General features: G+C 50.5%; 17 protein-coding genes. 5 read left to right on the top strand and 12 right to left on the bottom strand.

The genetic code is table 11. The annotated features are described in order from the left end of the window. Positions 1-7: 7 nt before the first annotated feature. From QZL66_RS00945 to QZL66_RS01000, 12 genes are all read right to left on the bottom strand, one after another. Positions 8-754, bottom strand: coding sequence for an SDR family NAD(P)-dependent oxidoreductase (locus tag QZL66_RS00945; protein WP_293601742.1), 747 nt, complete (start codon positions 752-754; stop codon positions 8-10). After that, positions 751-2046, bottom strand: coding sequence for a condensation domain-containing protein (locus QZL66_RS00950; RefSeq protein WP_022409901.1), 1296 nt, complete (start codon positions 2044-2046; stop codon positions 751-753). The genes QZL66_RS00945 and QZL66_RS00950 overlap by 4 nt, the downstream gene beginning before the upstream one ends. Before the next feature lie 2 nt (positions 2047-2048). Beyond that, positions 2049-4424: a type I polyketide synthase gene (locus QZL66_RS00955; RefSeq protein ID WP_022409902.1), complete on the bottom strand. Its 2376-nt coding sequence runs from the start codon at positions 4422-4424 to the stop codon at positions 2049-2051. Positions 4425-4450: 26 nt separating this feature from the next. Beyond that, positions 4451-5536, bottom strand: a complete 1086-nt coding sequence (locus QZL66_RS00960; RefSeq protein ID WP_022409903.1) for a saccharopine dehydrogenase NADP-binding domain-containing protein — start codon at positions 5534-5536, stop codon at positions 4451-4453. Between the two features lie 5 nt (positions 5537-5541). After that, on the bottom strand, positions 5542-6204 hold the full coding sequence (locus tag QZL66_RS00965; protein WP_022409904.1) for a 4'-phosphopantetheinyl transferase family protein: 663 nt from the start codon (positions 6202-6204) through the stop codon (positions 5542-5544). Between the two features lie 388 nt (positions 6205-6592). Then, a complete protein-coding gene (ptsP, locus tag QZL66_RS00970) occupies positions 6593-8230 on the bottom strand; it encodes a phosphoenolpyruvate--protein phosphotransferase (RefSeq protein ID WP_022409905.1) in 1638 nt (545 codons plus the stop codon). A gap of 21 nt (positions 8231-8251) precedes the next feature. Continuing rightward, on the bottom strand, positions 8252-8797 hold the full coding sequence (locus QZL66_RS00975) for an inorganic diphosphatase (protein ID WP_022409906.1): 546 nt from the start codon (positions 8795-8797) through the stop codon (positions 8252-8254). A 36-nt stretch (positions 8798-8833) separates the two neighbouring features. After that, a complete protein-coding gene (locus QZL66_RS00980) occupies positions 8834-9091 on the bottom strand; it encodes an HPr family phosphocarrier protein (RefSeq protein ID WP_022409907.1) in 258 nt (85 codons plus the stop codon). Between the two features lie 46 nt (positions 9092-9137). After that, positions 9138-11303 (bottom strand): PTS transporter subunit IIABC, encoded by a 2166-nt coding sequence (locus QZL66_RS00985; RefSeq protein WP_022409908.1) that lies wholly within the window; start codon positions 11301-11303, stop codon positions 9138-9140. A gap of 94 nt (positions 11304-11397) precedes the next feature. After that, a complete protein-coding gene (locus QZL66_RS00990; protein ID WP_022409909.1) occupies positions 11398-12240 on the bottom strand; it encodes a PRD domain-containing protein in 843 nt (280 codons plus the stop codon). Positions 12241-12526: 286 nt separating this feature from the next. Continuing rightward, entirely contained in the window at positions 12527-13048 is a 522-nt protein-coding gene (locus tag QZL66_RS00995; RefSeq protein WP_022409910.1) for a methylated-DNA--[protein]-cysteine S-methyltransferase, read from the bottom strand. A 1-nt stretch (position 13049) separates the two neighbouring features. Beyond that, a complete protein-coding gene (locus tag QZL66_RS01000; protein ID WP_022409911.1) occupies positions 13050-15569 on the bottom strand; it encodes a glycoside hydrolase family 9 protein in 2520 nt (839 codons plus the stop codon). Positions 15570-15992: 423 nt separating this feature from the next. Between QZL66_RS01000 and QZL66_RS01005 the strand changes: the two genes are divergently transcribed. The 5 genes from QZL66_RS01005 to QZL66_RS01025 all read left to right on the top strand — a co-directional run bounded on the left by QZL66_RS01005 (position 15993) and on the right by QZL66_RS01025 (position 19032). Beyond that, entirely contained in the window at positions 15993-16412 is a 420-nt protein-coding gene (locus QZL66_RS01005) for a hypothetical protein (RefSeq protein WP_022409912.1), read from the top strand. A gap of 18 nt (positions 16413-16430) precedes the next feature. Next, entirely contained in the window at positions 16431-16694 is a 264-nt protein-coding gene (locus QZL66_RS01010) for a hypothetical protein (RefSeq protein WP_022409913.1), read from the top strand. Between the two features lie 115 nt (positions 16695-16809). Then, positions 16810-17169 (top strand): hypothetical protein, encoded by a 360-nt coding sequence (locus tag QZL66_RS01015; protein WP_022409914.1) that lies wholly within the window; start codon positions 16810-16812, stop codon positions 17167-17169. 19 nt (positions 17170-17188) lie between these two features. Further along, positions 17189-17680 (top strand): hypothetical protein, encoded by a 492-nt coding sequence (locus tag QZL66_RS01020; protein ID WP_022409915.1) that lies wholly within the window; start codon positions 17189-17191, stop codon positions 17678-17680. 11 nt (positions 17681-17691) lie between these two features. Then, a complete protein-coding gene (locus QZL66_RS01025; protein ID WP_022409916.1) occupies positions 17692-19032 on the top strand; it encodes an ATP-binding protein in 1341 nt (446 codons plus the stop codon). Positions 19033-19062 lie beyond the last annotated feature (30 nt).

The following is a 19062-nucleotide window of genomic DNA, read 5'->3' on the forward strand; positions in this document are numbered from 1 at the left end:
CCCCTGTTTACACATTCATTCCGCCGTCTACCCGCAGAATCTGTCCTGTAATATAGGACGCCGCCGGAGAAGCGAGAAAATAGACCGCCTCTGCCACCTCTGCCGGTGTGCCGAACCGCTTCATTACGGAGGACTGGGCAGAACGTGCTTTGATTTCTTCGCTGAGCAGATTTGTCATACCGCCATCGATCATTCCCGGCGCCACGGCGTTGACACGAATTCCGTAGGCAGCCAGTTCCGCTGCTGCCGTCATGGTCAGAGCATTGATTGCGCCCTTGGATGCCGCATAGGCAGAAGAGCCGATACAGCCTTTCAATCCGGCAACGGAGGACGTGTTGACAATGCTGCCGCTGCGCTGCTTTTTCATCACCGCACCAGCCTCCTGCATCAAAAAGAATGTGCCGTCCTGATTGGCGGAAATGACAGCACGGTATTCCTCCTCCCGCTCCCGAATCAGCAGAGCGTAGTCAATGATGCCGGCATTGTTGACCAGAACATCCAGACCGCCCATCGCAGCCACTGCCTGTTTCACAGCCTCTTTGCACTGCGCCTTATCAGAAACGTCAAACAGCCATGTGGTCACATTCACACTGTATTTGTCTGACATCTGTTGTGCGCAGGCTTTCAGCGACTCCAATTTTTTCGGCGACCGGCAGCAAAGGCAGAGCTGGCAGCCGTTTCTGGCAAATACCTCAGCAATGGCTGCGCCGATCTCACCAGAAGCCCCTGTTATCATAACACTTTGCGGTTTCAATCCAATCCCCCGTTCTCTTCTCCCGTATAACTGCGCAGCGGCAGATTCTCCATCAGGTGTTCATCTTCCAAGAACCGCCGTGTGATGTCAATGATACGTGCAACCTCGTCCCGCTGATAAAGCGTCAGATCGCATTGCACGTCAAATTCGATGGTATCCCTGGTATTGTTGATGTCCAGCATCAGACAGTCATCGTACTTCCGTTTCACATAAGGGATTACCGGTGTGATACCGCCGCCTTCCCCCATGTTTCCGGTGTTGGCATAGGAAACCATGAACTGTGCTGTGATCTGTGTTTCAATGGGAATGTACGCTGCGTACTTCATGTTCTCATAAATCTTATTGGTCACACGGCGAATGAAGTCCAGTGCGCCCTCCTCCGGATCAAATGTGATTCGATTGGGCGATGCCACCACCAACGGTCCAATGGTATCCTTATACTTAGGGTCGGTGCGCTCCACAAAGGAAAATCCAACAACCGTGTCCTTTCTCTGGAACACGGTATCCAGTCCCAGATGATACGCTGCCATCATCAGTCCAAACGGAGAAACTTTCATCTTTCTCGCAGTTTTCTCCAGCTTCGCCTTGGGCAGGGAGATGTGGAAGAGCAGCTGGGAATCTGCATTCAGTTTTTTCTCCGGCGGTGTGACAGCCTGCCGTTCATAACCGGCGATCTCTTTTCCCCAGTAACCATGATAATACTCGCCCTTGGTGCGTTTTAGTTCGTCCATATCCTGATAGTATTGCAGCAGATTGTTCTTCTGTCCCACAGAGCGCTGAAATACTCCGGGTGTCATATAGTTGGTAATCAGCTCCTGAATGGTCAGGAACAGCGATGCGCTGTCAAAAATAACATGATGGGCATTCACATAGATGATGTGGTCTTTCTCCCCGATGCGGAAGCAGCGGAACCGCACGCCCAGTTCATGCAGCAGGTCAATGGGGTTCTGTGCGTCTGCGTCGATTTTCGTCTTGGCATCGGCAAAGCGTGCCTCTTCGGTATCACCCTCGGTTTCTATGATTTCCAGATGATAGGTGTACTCGTTCAAAATGGAATACTCATAGCCCGTTTCGGTCTGATAGAACATCATCCGAAATGCATCGTTGCAATCGTACAGGCGCTGAATCGCCTTTTCCAGCTTTTCCAGATTCAGCTTTCCCTGAAACCGAATTCCCAGTGCAATGTTCATGTTGTTTCCCGTCTTGTAATGCAGATCCATCATGATTGCGGACAAATCCTCCAATGGGAATCGGCTCACGCCATTTTCGTTCTGATAAAACTTCTGCTCCATCCTCACACCGTTCCTTTCTGTGTTTCCATGCGTGCTGCAAGCTCTCTCACCGTTTCACAGTCGTAGAAATCGGCGAGTTTCAGTGTCAATCCCTGTTCCTCCAGATCATCGATCACCATCATCATCGACATGGAGTTAATACCGGCATCAAACAGGGAGTCATCCTCTGTCAGGGTGTCGTCATCCAGTCCGCTGCGGCAAGCCTCCAGGAGTACCTGCACCAGATCCTGCGGTTCTGCCGTTTTCTCCGCTGGAGCCGAAACTTCTTCCGCTGCTGCATCCGCAGCCGGCTGTCCGGATTCCAAATACTCTGCCAGCTTTGCTGCACTGTCATACTGGTAGAACTCCGCCAGTTCCAGCGTAATTCCCGCATCCTTGAGATCGTCAATCAGTGTCAGAATCGTCATGGAATTTGCGCCGGCATCGAAAATAGAATCCTCTGCCTGAAGGGTGTCATCTTCCAGTCCACTCCGAAAAATCTGAAGCAGATGTTCTTCCATGGACTGAGGGGCTTCCAATTCTTCCGGTGCTGCCGGAACTGCCGGAGTTTCTGCCAGCTTCTCGGTTTCAACAGCAACAGGCGCTGCCGGTGCAGATTCTGCGATTTCTTCTGTTTCTTTTGTCTTATGCCAGAACAGCTTCTTTGTCATGTTGTCGCACGGCAGGGAAACCCGATGGAACGAAACGCCGGCGAAATACCGCTTCCAATCCACTTCTGCGCCGCTGCAATAGCACGAAGCGAGAAGCTGTGCCACGCTCTTTCCATCTGCTGCGATCTGTACTTCTGCCTGCTCCGGCTTCACCAGAACAACCCCGCAATTTGCAAGGCGTGCTGTCATCGCCTCTGCGTTCTCTCCGCAGAGCGCAACGCCGCCATGTTTCGGGCAGCGATGTACCGCACAGCTGCACAGCTTTTGCAGGCACTCTTCTTTGGTGCGGAATGTCACGGCACCACGGCAGGCGAAATCGTCCCGCCCAAGATTCAGGGTTGCCACACAGTCCATGAAATCTTCACGGGTATCCCGCAGTGTTTTATAAATTTCCTGCAAATACAGTTCCAGCGCAGATTCTTCCTTTGCACTGATTTTCAGCACATACTCCTGCGATGTATTCCAATTGGATTTCGTTTCCTGCGGCAGCTGATTCTCCACCACCACATGCACATTGGTGCCGTTAAATGCAAACGCACTGATTCCGGCAATACGCTTTTCCTCCGGTGTATAGAGTACCGGTTCTTTCACAAACTCCACGCCATCTGCTGAGATCGCCGGATTCAGCGTCTGCAATCCGGCAATGGGATAGCACACGTGATGTTCAAAACCGGTGAGCACCTTGACCAGCGCAGCAAACCCAGCTATATTTCCCAGATGTCCCACATTGGATTTCAGCGCAGAAACATACAGCGGATGCTCCCGATGATTTCCCGTCATGCAGCGCTGAATACTCTCTGCTTCAATAGGATCACCAACGATCGTCCCTGTGCCGTGGGCTTCAATTTCCGTGATGTCATCCGAAGTCAAGTCCGCAGTCTCCCAGGCACGACGAACGACCTCTGCCTCCGCTTCGGCGCTGGGCGCTGTGGGATTGCCGGAGCGTGCGCCGTTGCCGTTCATAGCAGAGGAAAGAATGCAGCCGTAAATATGATCGCCGTCCCGCACGGCATCCTCGTAGCGCTTCAGCAGCAGAAAACCTGCGCCGTCGCCGGAGATCATGCCGTCTGCGCACTGGTCAAAGGCGTGACAGCAACTGGTGTTCGACACGATGCCGGAGGCACGCACCTCTTCCACAGTGCCACGATCGATCTGTGCCAGCTCTGCACCGCCCACCAGCATCCAGTCTGCCTCATGGAGCCGAAGCTTCCAAACCGCCTCGTGCACGCTTGCCAAAGTGGACGCACATGCACTGGACAGCGTGAGATTCGGTCCACGCAGATCCAGATAATAGGCAATATTTCCGGCAGTCATCGCCGGAAGATTTCCGGTAAAGATAAAGCCGTCCCGCTGCGTCTCTCCCAGCTGATAGTTGGAATCGCTCTGCGAAACAATGACACCGCAGACGCTTCCCCGAAATGCCGAGAGCGCATAGCCGGCATCCAGAATTGCCTTAGCTGCATGTGTCAGCGAAAGACGTGCTTCCGGACACATGGCACGAGCCTCACGGTTGGAGATCTCGAAAAAGCTGTTGTCAAACAGCGCCAGATCCTCCACAGCTGCCAGCTGCAGCGCATCCGGTACTGCTCCGCTTGCAAGCTGTTTTCTGGCATCGCTCACGTCCCGCACAGAAACTTTTTTTCGCACCAAATTCCAGTGCAGCTGTTCCCGCGTTTCCGCCTCCGGAAGCTGGAAGCTCATCCCGATCACTGCAATTTTTTCCTTCATGTTCTATCATCCTTCCTCATCCGATTTCAATGCGCAAACGGCATCGCATCCTTTTCGTCAATCTCTCGGATATAAAAATATTCGCTTTTGTTCAACTCTCCCCGCAGCCGTTCCAAGTAGTCCTCCCGCAAAAGCGCATCTGCCGGATGCACACCGGGTTCCGGCGGATTTTCCAGAACCGAAATGGCAGTTTCCGCCATGGCATAGCCGCAGAGCCGGCTGGAATCCGTGAGAAAGAGTCCGCTTCGAATCCACTTCTTTCTGCCATTTTGCACCCCCTGCAATTCCATTCCAAGCACAGAGTACACACCGGTTTTCGAAATCTGCGGTGCATATTTTTGCATGGTTTTGCGGATATTTTCCTCTGCGTGCGTGCGGTCTGTCTTCATACACCGATACGCCTGAAACAGCATTTGCAAAAACTGCATGTTCTCATAAGCGTTGTACCAGCACATCCGTTTCCACCCCACACGCTCCCGCATTTCCAGCAGCGAACGGGTGAGATACGGTTTCAGCAGCACCGGATGCGGAAAATCCGGAAGCTGATGAAATTCTTTGAAATTTCCGTGCAGCGGACAGATCTTTTCCGCATAGCAGGCATCGGCATACCCCGAAGCAGTCCCATTCATGACAATGTCCACAAATGCTGACTCCGAACAAAGTTCTGTCCCGCCCTGATACAAAATGATCTGTTCCGGAATGTCCAGTTCTGTTCGTGCAATCTGCGCCGCAAGATACTCTGCAATTCCCGGCACATAACCGCTTCCGACAACATACGTTCCCTCTGGGGGAAGTTCTTTCTCCTGCAACAAGAAATCCGCACCGTCAATGTAAATCGTACCAGATGCGCCGGCAGCCCGTGCGACCTTTGCGCCATAGCATGAAAACGGTGCCGTACAGTTGACAACCACTGAACACGCCTGACAGAATGCCAGCAGCTGCACCGGATTTTCCATATCCATCCGGCAAAACTGAAATTCCGTCCGTGTGAGAAACGGACAATTCCCGCTGCGCTGTCCTCCGAGAACGGCATAGCCGTTCCGTAGCAGCTTCTCCGTCACATTTTTCCCCACAGTTCCGGAACATCCCAACACACCGATCGGTTTCCCCATTTTTTCTACCTCCTTGTCATCTCTTCCAGCACTTGCTCCTCCGTCCAATCCTGCCAGGTCATTGCCTGTTTTGTGTGCCGACTGCAAACCGTCACCATTGTCCCCCGATGCTCCGCAGAACGCCAGCCGTATTCCGCCGGCTGTATACACGTGTCAAAGCTGTCAAACGGCGTGTGCAGCCCGGTTCCCAGCCGTTTGACATATGCCTCTTTCGCCGTCCAAATCGTCAAAAAGCATTTTGCCGGATTCCGGCTGTTTTGCAGCAGCAGATTTTCCGCCGGCGTAAAGTGGCGCTCCGCCAGATTCTCCCAGCCGGAAATATTTCGCTCCAGTTCCTCTGCATCCACACCAATCGGCGCTGCATCGCAGACTAGTACCACCGTTTTTCGGGTGTGGGAGAGCGAGAAGTTCAGAGGTCGTGCTGTCTGCACCGCTGGCTTCCCATAAGTTCCCCGTGTGAATTGCAGCGCATGCTGCGAAATCCCAAGTTCGGACGAAACGACCAGCCGTGTCAGAAGTCCGGCAAACAGTGCAGCTTTCCGATCTGCTGCCACCCGCAGGCGCTGGATTCGTGTCTGCCGTTCCGGAGAGATCAGCGGGAGAAACAGTTCCATTTCCGACGCATTCCAATCGTCGGAGAGTCGGAGATAGTGCACATTCTGTGCCATTTACCTGCACCCCGCTTTTACTTTCAACATTTTTGCTATATCTGTCGATTATCAAACATATACTTTCAGTTAGGTTGTGCTAACCTTCAAGCAATGAGGAAGTCCCTCCACTTGGCGGGACTTTTTAAAGTTAGCATTATCTAACTTTTATTTTATCACAAAAGAAAATCCGTGTCAATTTGAATTAAAACTAATTTTGCACAAAGTTTATGCATCGCCACAATTGTATTTTTGTTGAAAACGTAAGAATTTGTAGATTTTAGCAGGATCAATTCCAAAAGCAGGAATCCTAGACAAAAACAAAAAATCACCTCACAGCATGCTCAAAAGCATCCGTGAGGTGATTAAAAACCGCTTTTTGTTGTTTCACAAGCACAAAAAAATGTGGTTATTTCGTGCGCAGATCCACATTCCGCACAGCGTCCCGCACTTTTAGCACGAACGCCGGCGAAACGGAAAGTTCGTCAATGCCCATTCGCAGGAATGTTTCCGTCAGCGCAGTATCCGCCGCCAGTTCGCCGCAGATGCCGATCCACGCACCGTTGGCGTGGGCGTTCTTGGCACTCATCTCGATGAGCCGCAGAATCGCCTCATGGTGGGTGTCGATAAACGGTTCAATGTCCGGATTCTGCCGGTCACAGGCAAGGGTGTACTGAGTCAGATCGTTGGTACCCACGCTGAAAAAGTCCACCATCGGTGCCAGACGGTCGCTGATGATGGCAGCAGCCGGCGTTTCGATCATGATGCCCAGTTCCATGGTATCGGAATAGGTCACGCTCTGCTCCCGCAGTTCCGCCTTAACCTCTTCGCAAATAGCAAGGATTTTTTCCAGTTCGGACACGCTGGTAATCATGGGGAACATAACGCCCAGGTTGCCGTAGATGGATGCCCGGTACAGTGCCCGGAGCTGCGTCTTGAAGATCTCCGGTCTGGTCAGGCAAATGCGAATCGCACGGCAGCCCATTGCCGGATTTTCCTCTTTTTTCAGGTGAAAATAGTCCACCTGCTTGTCTGCGCCGATGTCCAGCGTGCGGATAATGACCTTTTTCCCTGCCATACTCTCCAGCACACGCTTATACGCCAGAAACTGCTGTTCTTCGCTGGGATAATCATTGTTTTCCAGATACAGGAATTCGCTCCGGAACAGTCCGATACCGCCGGCATCGTTGAGCAGCACCGCACCGATGTTGTCCACACTGCCGATGTTGGCGTAGATGTTGACCTTGGTGCCGTCTTTGGTAACATTTTCCTTACCTTTCAGTTCCAGCAGCAGTCGCTTTTTCTCCTCGTCTGCCTTCTGCTTTTCCAGCAGACGCTGGCGGGTTGTCTCGTCCGGTTCCACAAAAATCTCACCGGTAAAGCCGTCTACGATTGCCTCTGTGCCGTCCTGCACCTCTTTCAGAAAATCGCTGCCCACACCAATGACTGCCGGAATGTTCATGTTCCGGGCAAGAATCGCTGTGTGAGAGTTGGACGAGCCGTGTGCTGTCACAAACGCCAGCACCTTGTCCTTGTCCAGAGAAACGGTTTCACTGGGGGCGAGATCGTCGGCGCAGATAATCACCTTTTCCGAGGATGTGTTTTGTGCAGCAGCCGTTCCCGTCAGATTGGCAATGATACGGTCGGAGATGTCCCGCACGTCAGCCGCACGAGCCTGCATATAGGCATCGTCCATGGCGGAGAACATCTCGGCGAAGTTGTCCGCCGTCACGGATACCGCATACTCGGCATTGACTTTCTGGGTGTCGATGATGTTCTGAATGCTCTCGTTGTAGTCCTCATCCTCCAGCATCATCATGTGAATCTCAAAGATCTGGGCGTTGGTTTCGCCCACCTCTTTCAGTGCCTTTTCATAGATTGCCTGAAGCTGCTCTGACGCTGCGGTTTTGGCAGCCTCTACTCTGGCTTTTTCCGCCTCGGTATCCGCCACAGAGGTGCGCTGAATCACTGTATCCTGCTTCTTGAAAATTGAAATCTTGCCCACGGCAATTGCGCCGTATACGCCTTTTCCTGTATATTCTCTCATCCGTTCCTCGCTTTTCTCTCGTCATTCTGCGGACTTTCTGCAAAACTTTTCCCGATAGTTTTCCATTGCCTTTTCCATAATGCCAATCGCTTCAACAGGCCCGCCGATGGCTTTGACTTCCGTCTGCTTGCCACGTTCCAGCTGCTTGTACACCGAGAAGAAATGCATCAGTTCATCGAAGATATGCTTGGGCAGCTCATTGACATCGGTGTAGCTCATATAGGTGGGATCACCATAGGGAATGGCGATGATCTTCTCGTCACCCATACCGCCGTCTTCCATGGTCATAACACCGATGGGATAGCTGCGCACCAGTGTCATGGGCAGGATCGGCTCAGAACAGAGCAGCAGCACGTCCAGCGGATCGTGGTCGTCTGCGTAGGTTCTGGGAATAAAACCATAATTCATGGGGTAATGTGTCGCTGTGAACAGCACTCTGTCCAGCGAAAGCATACCGGTTTTCTTGTCCAGTTCGTACTTCATATTACTGCCCATGGAGATTTCCACAACAGCCATAAAATCTGTGGGATAGATGCGTTCTTCGTCAATGTCATGCCAAATATTCATAGTTTGTCCCTCCTATATGAATTTTCGCCAGAGAACTCAGAGGTTCTGCTGGAAGAATGTTTGCAGTTCTGCGAAAGCTGTTTCCTCATCTGTGCCGTCAATGGAAACCGTCACGGTGTCGCCGTGCTTTACACCCATACCCATGACTGCCATCAGCTTGGTCAGATTCACGGACTTGCCGTCCTTTTCCAGTGTGATGGCGCTCTGGAATTCCTTTGCCTTTTTCGCCAGCAGTCCTGCCGGTCTTGCGTGGATGCCTACTTCGTCCTGAATGGTGTAAGTGAATGTTTTCATGGATAACTCCTCCTAAAAAATATGATATTTTTGCACAAACATGTGCTTATTTGGTGATTTGAATTGCTGCATCGCCAGCCGAAACGCTGCCCTGTGCCACTGGTGTCACAGCGGTATACTCGTCTGCGTTGCAGACCAGCAGCGGTGTGGTCAGCTTGTATCCTGCGGCAGTGATCGCATCCATATCAAAGCTTACCAGCAAGTCGCCCTTCTTGACCTGCTGTCCGTCTGTGACATGGGCTTCGAAATACTTGCCCTCCAGCTTCACGGTGTCAATGCCAATGTGCATCAGCACCTCTGCGCCGTCAGCAGAAACCATGTTTACAGCATGCTTGGTGTCGAATACGGTTTCGATAATGCCATCACAGGGAGCGTACAGCTTGCCCTCAGCGGGACGAATCGCAACGCCCTCTCCCAGAATCTTCTGGGAGAACACCTCGTCCTCCACTTCTTCCAGCGGGATAGCCGTACCATTCATGTGTGCAGCCAGCGTCATGATTTCCGCAGATGCGTCTGCCTTTGCCGATGCAGCAGGTTTCTGCTCCGGTTCCGGTTTGATTTCCTCTGCCGGCGCTTCTGCTTCGGATGCTGCAAACAGACTGTCCAGATTCTCTGCCTCCGGTGTTTCCAAAAACATTTCCAGATTGGACTTGATGACGGAAACCTTGGGACCATAGATAACCTGCACGCCGTTGCCCTTATGAATGACACCGGATGCACCGCTTGCTTTCAGCATACCGTCATCCACCAGCGACGAATCCAGAACTGTCACACGCAGACGAGTGGCACAGCAGTCCAAATCAGAGAGATTCTGCTTTCCGCCCAGACCTTTCAGCACCATAGCGCTTACCATGTCCACTGCCTTTCCGCCGGATTTCTTCTCCGCCTTGGCAGCATTTACATCGCTTCTGCGGTAGAGCTTCGGCTCTATGTCATCCGGCTCTCTGCCCGGTGTCTTGAGGTTCAGCTTCGTAATCATGAAGTAGAAGACAAAATAGTAGACAACAGCATAGATCAGACCAACAACCACGATCCAGATCCAGTGAGTCTTGGCATTTCCCTGCAGAATGCCGAACAGCGTCAGGTCAATGGCACCGCCGGAGAATGTCATGCCCACGCCCACATTCAAAATGTGCATCAGCATATAGGACAGACCAGCCAGCACGCAGTGCACCACATACATCAGCGGAGCGACAAACAGGAAGGTGAATTCCAGCGGTTCAGTAATACCGGTAATCATGGAAGTCAGGGCTGCGGACAGCAGCAGGCTTCCAACAACCTTTTTCTTTTCCGGACGGGCTGCACGATACATGGCGAAAGCAGCTGCCGGCAGACCGAAGATCATGAACGGGAATTTACCGGACATAAAGCGAGTTGCAGAAACAGAAAATTCAGTGGTGGACTTGGATGCCAGTTCTGCAAAGAAGATGTTCTGTGCACCGGAAACCATATGTCCGTCGATCATCATGGAACCGCCCAGTTCTGTCTGCCAGAACGGCATATAGAATACGTGGTGCAGACCGAACGGAATCAGAGCACGTTCCAGAACGCCGTAGATCCATGTGCCGGCGTAACCGGAGTGGAGCACCAGTGTTCCCAGATTGGAGATTCCTAGCTGGACAATAGGCCACAGGTAAAACATGATGATGCCGACGATCAGATAGACTACAGTGGAAATAATGGGCACGAACCGTGTTCCGCCAAAGAACGAGAGCACCTGCGGCAGTTCGATCTTATAGAACCGGTTGTGCAGGACCGCAACGCCCAGTCCCACCAGAATACCGCCGAACACGCCCATCTGCAATGTGGGAATGCCAAGCACAGAAGTGGTGGAGTTGGCTGCCATGGCTTCTACGCCGCCCTTAGCCGCAATCAGCGCACTCATGGCAGTGTTCATGACCAGATAGGCAATCGCACCGGAGAGCGCAGCAACTTCCTTTTCCTTTTTCGCCATGCCAATGGCAACGCCCATGGCAAACAGCAGTGCCAGATTGTCAAAGACAGCACTCCCCGCCTTGCTCATGATGTCCAGGATGGTGTAGAGCAATCCGCCCTCATAGATGACGTTTCCCAGATGGTAAGTTTCAATGGTCGTGGCATTGGTAAAGGAACTTCCCAAACCCAGCAGAAGTCCCGCCACCGGCAGCAGTGCAATGGGAAGCATGAACGAGCGTCCCACCCGCTGCAATACGCCAAAAATCTTGTCTTTCATCACAATATCCTCCTAAGTGATTTTCATTACTGTTCTATCGAAACGCTGACATAAATTGCTTAGGTACCGATTGCAATGTGTTTTTCAGGCGTTTTTACCGAAATTCGCCGATCTTTTTCAGGTGAATCGTCAGCGTCAGCATCTCGTCCTCAAAAATGGTCTTAGAAAAATTTTTCAGGATGTAATCCTGCATGCACTTGGCGCACCGATAGTGCTTCTGAAATTTCCGGCGCACAAAATCGAGAATCTCCTCATCCCGGCTCAGCACGTTTGGCAGCTCCTGCGAATGAAACAGGCGCTTTGCCAGATACTTCAAATGCACCAGAAACCGCTCATAGGCAACCGTGGTCTTGTCCAGCTTGCCCCGATAAAAAGTATCTGCAATTTCTGCGCAGGCATTCACCAGCTTTGTCAAATCCGGAATCTGTCCCATATTGATGTGGAGCCGTGCATTGATGATGTGCATGGCGATAAAGCCTGCCTCATCCTCATGAAGTGCAACGTCCAGCTTCCGCCGTATCTCCTCCACACAATACCGTCCCAACGCAAGCTTCTCCAGAAAGTAGTCGTGGATGGAATCCATCAGCGGATTGGCAAATGCAATGCCCTGCTTCTGCCGCTCAATGGCGAAACTGATGTGATCCGATAAACTGATCATCAACGATTCATTCAATATCTCGGAAATCTGGCTGGAAATATAGTCCACCAGCTCCGAAGTCAGCTGGATGTGTTCGTACGGAATCTCCGACAGACACTCCACCATGCGCTTACGCAGGGCGGAATCTGTAATCATGTAGATTTTTTGAATCTGTGCCGGATCGATAGCCTCTCCACGCTTTTTCCCGAACCCGATTCCCTTGCCAGAAACGATTTGCTCTTTTCCTTTTTCATCCACAGCACAAACAGTATTGTTGTTGATAATTTTCACAATTTTCATAAAGCACCTCAAAAATTGTATAAAAAAAGCCAACCCCTATACCGCTCTTCTCCTGTTTCCAGCCTGCGTGTATAAAAGTTGGTGATGCCCAATCGGATTTTTTCAAATCGAAAGGTAACATTCCAATATCTCTGCAAATATCAAATTTACTATATTTAGTTTACCATGTAGAAGAATATTTGTCAATATGCAACAAGCGATTTGCCGAAGAAATCTCTTTTTTTCACAAAATGAAGCGTCCTGCTTTGTGCGGAATTCACAAAGCAGGACGCTTTTTCAAAAATTTTCATGCTTTTGAAAGAAACAATTTCGACATATTTGAATGTTCCAGCTCCAGCAGCTTGATCTTACGAGACAGACCGCCGGCGTAACCGGTCAGACTGCCGTCTGTTCCCACAACTCTGTGACACGGAATCAGAATGGAAATGGCATTGTGCCCCACAGCACCGCCCACCGCCTGCGCCAATCTGCCGGCACAGTGCGGGTCACCGGAGAGCTGCGCTGCGATCTCCCCGTATGTCATAGTGTTTCCATACGGAATTGTCAGGAGAATCTCCCAGACACGTTTCCGAAACGGTGTGGTTTTCATGGAGAGCGGCGGCAGAACCGGCGGATTCTGTCCGCTGAAATAGCAGTCCAGCCACGCCGATGTCTGCTGGAATATGGGCAGCGATTTCGGCTGGTGCTCGGCAGAGAGCGTTGATGCAAAGTATTTTTGTCCCCGAAACCAAAGCCCTGTCAGTGCCGTACTATCACTGGCAAGCACAATTTCTCCCAGGGGCGAAGTATAGGAAAATGTGTACTCCATCTCACTCCTCTGCCAGCCGATTCCGCATGATGCACAGATCATAGCCGTTGAGGCTGCCGTCCTTCTGCAAGTCCCCTGCGTTCCAGTTCTTCAGAGTGCCGTCACCAAGCAGCCACTTTTGCAGCATCACCAGATCGGAGAGATCAAACACGCCGTCTGCATTGACATCGCCCTCTACAGTCTGGTCGTTTTTGCTCATGATCGCTGCGGTCAGGAAAATCATCGCCGAGTTGCCATAAATCGTATTCTCGTTTGTCGTCCACTCAGCATCGCTGTCCATGTAGCATTTTCCGTTGAACTTGGAGAGACTCCGGTTGTTGCTGGGGTTGGTGCCCTCTGTGAAATAGCCGTTCGGGCAGCGATACGGTTCCAGCTTGACATCCTTGGAATAGATGGCGCTGAAGATGTTGGACACGCTGTTTTCGCCGTAGCCGGAGACATAGCTAAAGGAAATGGGATTGACACCCAGCAGGTAGTCAAAGGCGTTCTGCATGGAATCCTGCACCTGCTGAGGTACAGCATCTTCCCCATCTGTAATGATGCTTCCAAGCAAAAGGCTCATGGTGCTCAGGGCAACATTGCGGTTTGATCCCCACCAGTAGCCCCAATTGGGGTAGGCAAGTCCCCAGTTGTTGTACTGGAACATCTTGGTGCGCCATGTCTGGAACTGGGCAAAGACAGCGGTCATCGCACTGTCCGGCGCATCATTTCCATAGAGATAGCTGAAGTAGCCGAGGAACGATCTTCCGGCATGATTATAGCAGACGGAGTTGGGCGAGAAACAGTTGGTGTTGCTGGTGTTCTCGCAATTTGCCACAAGATACTGCTCATAGCCCGCAGCATCTCCGCCGGACGCTTTCACTGCCCGATACAGCGAACCGGCTGCCCAGAACATCTCCCGATCCAGTTCTTCCTGTTTAAAGGTATAAGTGCGATTGGCTGCGCCGATGGACATGTTCTTGGGATTGGCGCTGTCTGTCACCCAATTCCACGCCCGAATTGCGGTATCCAAACACTCCTGCGCAAAGTCAGCATACGCCGGAATCTCCCGATAAACGAGGTATGCGTGCGCCAGCACAGCAGTAGCCGATGCTGTTGCCTGATGGGAACGGAGGTCGATTTCATCGGACGGCGACTGGTAATCGGAGGTACTGTACTTGGTATCCTCCAGATAGATCACGCCGTCCTTATAATTGGCAGCGACATAGAAGGAACCGTCCTTGTCGCTGTGCTCCAGCTTCAGGAGCATGTCCAGCTCCCACTTTGCCTCGCTGAGGATTCCGGTGGCATCCACATATCGTGCATTGCCGGGGTCTGTTTCCGGAATGTTCAGCTGCATCTCCGAAAAGACCTCCGGATAAAACTCATAGGCGAGCAGAAGATCCTCCACTGCGGACGCTGCCGTGGACGTATATTTTCCGTAGTCGCCGGCATCGTACCATCCGCCGGAAATATCGAAAGTCTCCGCATTGGAGTTATCCCGATCCGACCACTTCTTGACAGTGATGTCATCGGAATGCAGATTCTCTCTGGCAAAGTCGCCGGCGTATTTCTCCTCCAGATCAATCCCCTGTCTTTGATAATAATAGTACTTGGACAGATCAGAAAGCAAATTGGCGTAAGCATTGCACTGGATGGTGAAGTGCACGGAATCGATGGTATCCGTGTCCAGATTTTCCTCTACATCCCGTGGCGAACGCACAGCGGCATTCAGTCCGGCATCGGGAATATGGATGTAGTAAGTGCCCGGCGTGGTCAGCTCGTCAAATTGGATGACATGCACCGATTCTCCGGAGAGCACGTCTTCCCGCTGTGCCGGCGAGAGCGTGCCGGACAAAGCGATTTCGCCAGTGCCCGCATTGATGATCTCGTAAGTCTTTCCGTCCAGCGAACCAAACTTGCTGAAATAGCTGACTCTGGCCGTTTTGACGGCATCCGCCTCATATCCCGCCTGATTGACCTTGATAAAGGGATACTGCCGCTCGTCATCGGTGGAACTGATGGTCACGTTCTGAAACGAGAGCGTTGTGCCGGAGGGAACTCCGCCAACGTAAATATACCAGAGGTCTTCCAAACTGAATCCGGCATCGTCATTGGCATCCACCAGTTCCTTGATCGGCAGGGAATAGGATTTCCATCCCGTTCCGGCGGTGAAGCTGGGTGCAGAATCCAAGTCGTTCCAGCAGATGCGCACGACATCGTTATGCCGCTTGGACACCAGTCCCACACGAAACGAACATTCCCCTGTTCCGTTGCTGCGCACCTCAAAATTCAGCGAACCGTTGGCGTAATAATCCCGAATGCTCACCGCCGACCAGCTGGTATTTGGGGTCAGATTTGCTCCGCCCCAGCTCAGCGTCGTCCAGGAGTTCGTACCGCCGTTGTCCACTAAGATGGTCTGCAATTGCAGCCCTGGCGTTTCTTGTGCGTTGGCGGCTGCGACACCGAGCGCAGCGACATTGCACAGAAGCACCGCACTCATTGCCGCCGCAAGCAGGCGTTTTCCAAAAAGTTTTTTCATGATTGCCTCCCCTGTTTTTTTGAAAATCAAGTGTGTTTATTATAGCATAACCGGCGAAAAGAATCAAGGCACATGAAGCAGATCACGGAACACGAAAAATCATAATTGTAACTTTTTTTAGAACGGACAGGCGTTTGTCCGGCTCTATTGCTATAATAAAATCAAGATCCGATTTTGAACGACAAAAATCAAAATGACATTGGATTTGCAATGGTATCTATTCTCCATTCAAATATAGGATTCTATTCATTCAACGTATGTCGAATTATACTTGACAATCTGTTTTTTGTGTGGTATACTAAATTTGAAATGGTAAATAGTATTAACCACCTGAGATGTTGCTTAGAGTCTGTGCTGTCTGGCGCAACATGCAGAACAGATTTCTATATAAAAAACATTAAAACGCAAAGGAGAAGAATGCAAATGGAAATTGGAACGATGTGCATCATTGGTGGCGCCGCTATCGCTGCGGGAATCATCATTTATGCATGCACCAAGAAAAGCAATTCGAGCAGCAGTACGCTCACCGAAGTGTTCACTGGTGCAACGGACGAGCAGCTGGTGGTTGACCACCTCGGCGGAAAGGATCTCACCTCTTGGTTTCGGGAAAAGAATCCCACGCAGAGCTACATGAATGTGATTCTCTATCCCAACGAAAAAAACATTGCGCAGTTTCACTTGCCGAAAAACATCATCAATAACGCCGGCAATTTGATTGTACAGGCAGTATTCAACGAAAAAACAGATCAGGTCGTGATTTGCCGCTCTGTATTGTTCGAAAGCATCGATGACAAGCTGTCCAATACATTGGCGCAGCACGACGGTATCGTTATCGTAGAATAACAGAAGGAGCGTGAGACAATGTTTTTACCGTTCTTACCATTGATCAGTGGAATTGTTGGTTTCGCTGCTGGTTACGCTATCGCAGCGGCCGTTGAGTATCTGAACGGTCCAAAAATCAAAGAGCTCCAGGCGAAGAAAAAACTTGGAAAGGCGATCGCATGCGTTGCCAAAAAAGCCGGCCGTGTCACTTTTAAAGATCTGGATAGTGGCAAGTGTAGTGATGTGGAATGCGAAAAAGTTGGAGATGATGTTCAAGTCGGGAAAAAATACTATTATAACTAAGGCGATACTGCACAAGGATCGTGCAACAGATTTTATCCGTATCAAACGCATTGCACCGCTGTCCATTCTTCGGACGGTGTGATGATCGCAAAACAAAAATTTGGAGGTCTTAATTATGTTTCTTTTTGGTTTAGGTGCAGCCCTTGCAAGTGCGCTGCTTGTTGTGGCAGTTGCCGGACTGGCTTATCTGGCATACCGGTTAACTGTAAAAGTTTTAAGAAGCTATCGGAGGAAAAAGCAGACTAAACTTGTCATGGCAAACATGGGCGCTCTCATCAAAGAAGTTCCGAACAGGGAAAAGCGCACCCTATCTTTCGATGATCTGGAAGAAGTGGAAGATGAGACAATCGTTGCAGAGTATGACGAAGACAGCGGCGAGGTTATACAGGCAAACTTTGTCGGCGACAAAGGCATGGATAACAACATCGAAAACGCACTCAATCGCAATCATGGTGTAATGTTTATCGAAGATTAAGTAAGGAGGAAAAATCAAAATGTATGATTACAGAACATCAAACGGCGCAGCCAACAACGGAGGAACAAACCGGAGGCATGGCCTTGTAGATGCATTCAATGGCCTAGCTTCATTAGTTTCCGGCGCATATCAGATTTTTGCGCCAGTACTGACGGATATTATGGATCGCGCAAGAAGCGCATCGGAAAATATCACGCAAAGCCTGAACGGAATTCTCGAAACCTATCGGATCGACCGCACCGTTGACGTTGCCTATCTGAAAGGTTACCGAAAAAAAAACGGTTCTCAAATTATCATCGCCCAGGTAAGAGCACTTCTGGCAAATGCACCGATTTCTCCGAACGATAACATGCATTTGCTGGACGAGGAATATGTCATTGCCGAGTACGATGAAGCCCATGAAAGAATCGTTCAGTCTGACTTTATCTGCCGTGAGAAGATCGCCAGCAACATCATGGAAAACCTGAATGCAAACGGCGGCATCCTTTTCATTGTAGACAAAACAAAATAAAGGAAACAGCGATGAAAATTTACTTTTATTATGATGCAAAAAAGCTAAACGAATCTGCCATCGTTCAGCGTGAAATCATTGCGATTGCACAGGCAAATCTTCAAAACAAGGTAGATTCTGTCGAAGTGAAAAAATGCAACAACCTGAAACTGGGAAAAAGTGAGCTGGCTTATTACTGCGTCATAGACGGCAAGCTTGAGGGCGATGCGTTAAGCAAAAAACGAGCTTTCGAAACAGCACTCAGCAAAGCGTTTTCGCAGAAAACAGGATGCGTCCTCCCGTACAGCGTGAAAGTACAGACTGATTTCAACCCGCAAAGCATGATGGCAGCAGCAAGCAAGCGTACCTATGCAGCCGGCGGAACAGGCTCTGAGGATGAGACAGAATTCGACTACGAAAAGCGTGCAGAGATGTACAAGCCTGTGGAACCGTCCTACACATTCGATCGTGTGATTCTTCCGCCCATTGTGCTGGAAAAAATTGAGGAATCTCTCGCCATCGTAGAATGCGAAAACAAAGTGTTTCAAGAGTGGGGACTTTCTGTCGTTCAGCCGAATCCGTCTTCCGCACTGAGTTTTTACGGTCCTTCCGGAACTGGTAAAACCATGGCGGCAGAGGCAATTGCGCACAAGCTGGGAAAGAAGATTCTCAAAGTCAGCTACGCCGACATTGAGAGTAAATTCCACGGCGAAGGTCCGAAGATGGTCAAAGCGATTTTCCTTGCTGCCCAGAAAGAGCAGGCGGTTCTGTTTATTGATGAGGCAGATTCCCTCCTTTCCAAACGTCTGACAAATGTCACACAAGGTTCTGAACAGGCGATCAACTCCATGAGAAGCCAGCTGCTCATCTGTCTGGAAGAATTCAAGGGCATTGTCATTTTTGCCACAAATCTGGTGGTGAACTATGACCAGGCTTTTCTCACAAGACTCATCAGCGTTGAATTCATTAAACCGGACAAAGATTGCCGGAAGAAGATCTGGGATGTGCATATCACCGGAAATGGTATCAAAATCCCCCTCGCAAGTGATGTCAATACTGAAGAACTGGCAGAAAAATATGAGTTCTGCGGAAGAGAAATCCGCAAGGCAGTCATCAACGCATGCGTTTCTGTGGCAATGCGGAATTGCGCTATCGTACAGCAAAACGATTTTATCAAGGCGTGCGAAAAGATAAAATACGAGGAAGAACGCCTTGCCAATGCAGAAGATCACACACAATCCGGCAGAGCGGTTTCTCCGTCGCAAAAGAATATCATTCAGGAAGCAATCAAGGCAAAACTGAATCAGGAGCATTCCGAAGGAAACGGAACCGATTCGTCTGAACCTGCGGAAAAAGAAACTGTTCCTGTATAAGAACCTGTCTTCACAAGCGTATACACGTGT

It is taken from the genome of Ruminococcus sp. CAG:330, from assembly GCF_000437175.1.
Taxonomy (GTDB): Bacteria; Bacillota; Clostridia; order Oscillospirales; family Ruminococcaceae; genus Ruminococcus_C.

Excerpts from the sequence above, each read along its gene's own strand:
- QZL66_RS00950 (WP_022409901.1), bottom strand. The coding sequence starts at position 2,046 with ATGGAGCAGAAGTTTTATCAGAACGAAAATGGCGTGAGCCGATTCCCA.
- QZL66_RS00955 (WP_022409902.1), bottom strand. The coding sequence starts at position 4,424 with ATGAAGGAAAAAATTGCAGTGATCGGGATGAGCTTCCAGCTTCCGGAG.
- QZL66_RS00960 (WP_022409903.1), bottom strand. The coding sequence starts at position 5,536 with ATGGGGAAACCGATCGGTGTGTTGGGATGTTCCGGAACTGTGGGGAAA.
- QZL66_RS00965 (WP_022409904.1), bottom strand. The coding sequence starts at position 6,204 with ATGGCACAGAATGTGCACTATCTCCGACTCTCCGACGATTGGAATGCG.
- ptsP (WP_022409905.1), bottom strand. The coding sequence starts at position 8,230 with ATGAGAGAATATACAGGAAAAGGCGTATACGGCGCAATTGCCGTGGGC.
- QZL66_RS00975 (WP_022409906.1), bottom strand. The coding sequence starts at position 8,797 with ATGAATATTTGGCATGACATTGACGAAGAACGCATCTATCCCACAGAT.
- QZL66_RS00980 (WP_022409907.1), bottom strand. The coding sequence starts at position 9,091 with ATGAAAACATTCACTTACACCATTCAGGACGAAGTAGGCATCCACGCA.
- QZL66_RS00985 (WP_022409908.1), bottom strand. The coding sequence starts at position 11,303 with ATGAAAGACAAGATTTTTGGCGTATTGCAGCGGGTGGGACGCTCGTTC.
- QZL66_RS00990 (WP_022409909.1), bottom strand. The coding sequence starts at position 12,240 with ATGAAAATTGTGAAAATTATCAACAACAATACTGTTTGTGCTGTGGAT.
- QZL66_RS00995 (WP_022409910.1), bottom strand. The coding sequence starts at position 13,048 with ATGGAGTACACATTTTCCTATACTTCGCCCCTGGGAGAAATTGTGCTT.
- QZL66_RS01000 (WP_022409911.1), bottom strand. The coding sequence starts at position 15,569 with ATGAAAAAACTTTTTGGAAAACGCCTGCTTGCGGCGGCAATGAGTGCG.
- QZL66_RS01005 (WP_022409912.1), top strand. The coding sequence starts at position 15,993 with ATGGAAATTGGAACGATGTGCATCATTGGTGGCGCCGCTATCGCTGCG.
- QZL66_RS01010 (WP_022409913.1), top strand. The coding sequence starts at position 16,431 with ATGTTTTTACCGTTCTTACCATTGATCAGTGGAATTGTTGGTTTCGCT.
- QZL66_RS01015 (WP_022409914.1), top strand. The coding sequence starts at position 16,810 with ATGTTTCTTTTTGGTTTAGGTGCAGCCCTTGCAAGTGCGCTGCTTGTT.
- QZL66_RS01020 (WP_022409915.1), top strand. The coding sequence starts at position 17,189 with ATGTATGATTACAGAACATCAAACGGCGCAGCCAACAACGGAGGAACA.
- QZL66_RS01025 (WP_022409916.1), top strand. The coding sequence starts at position 17,692 with ATGAAAATTTACTTTTATTATGATGCAAAAAAGCTAAACGAATCTGCC.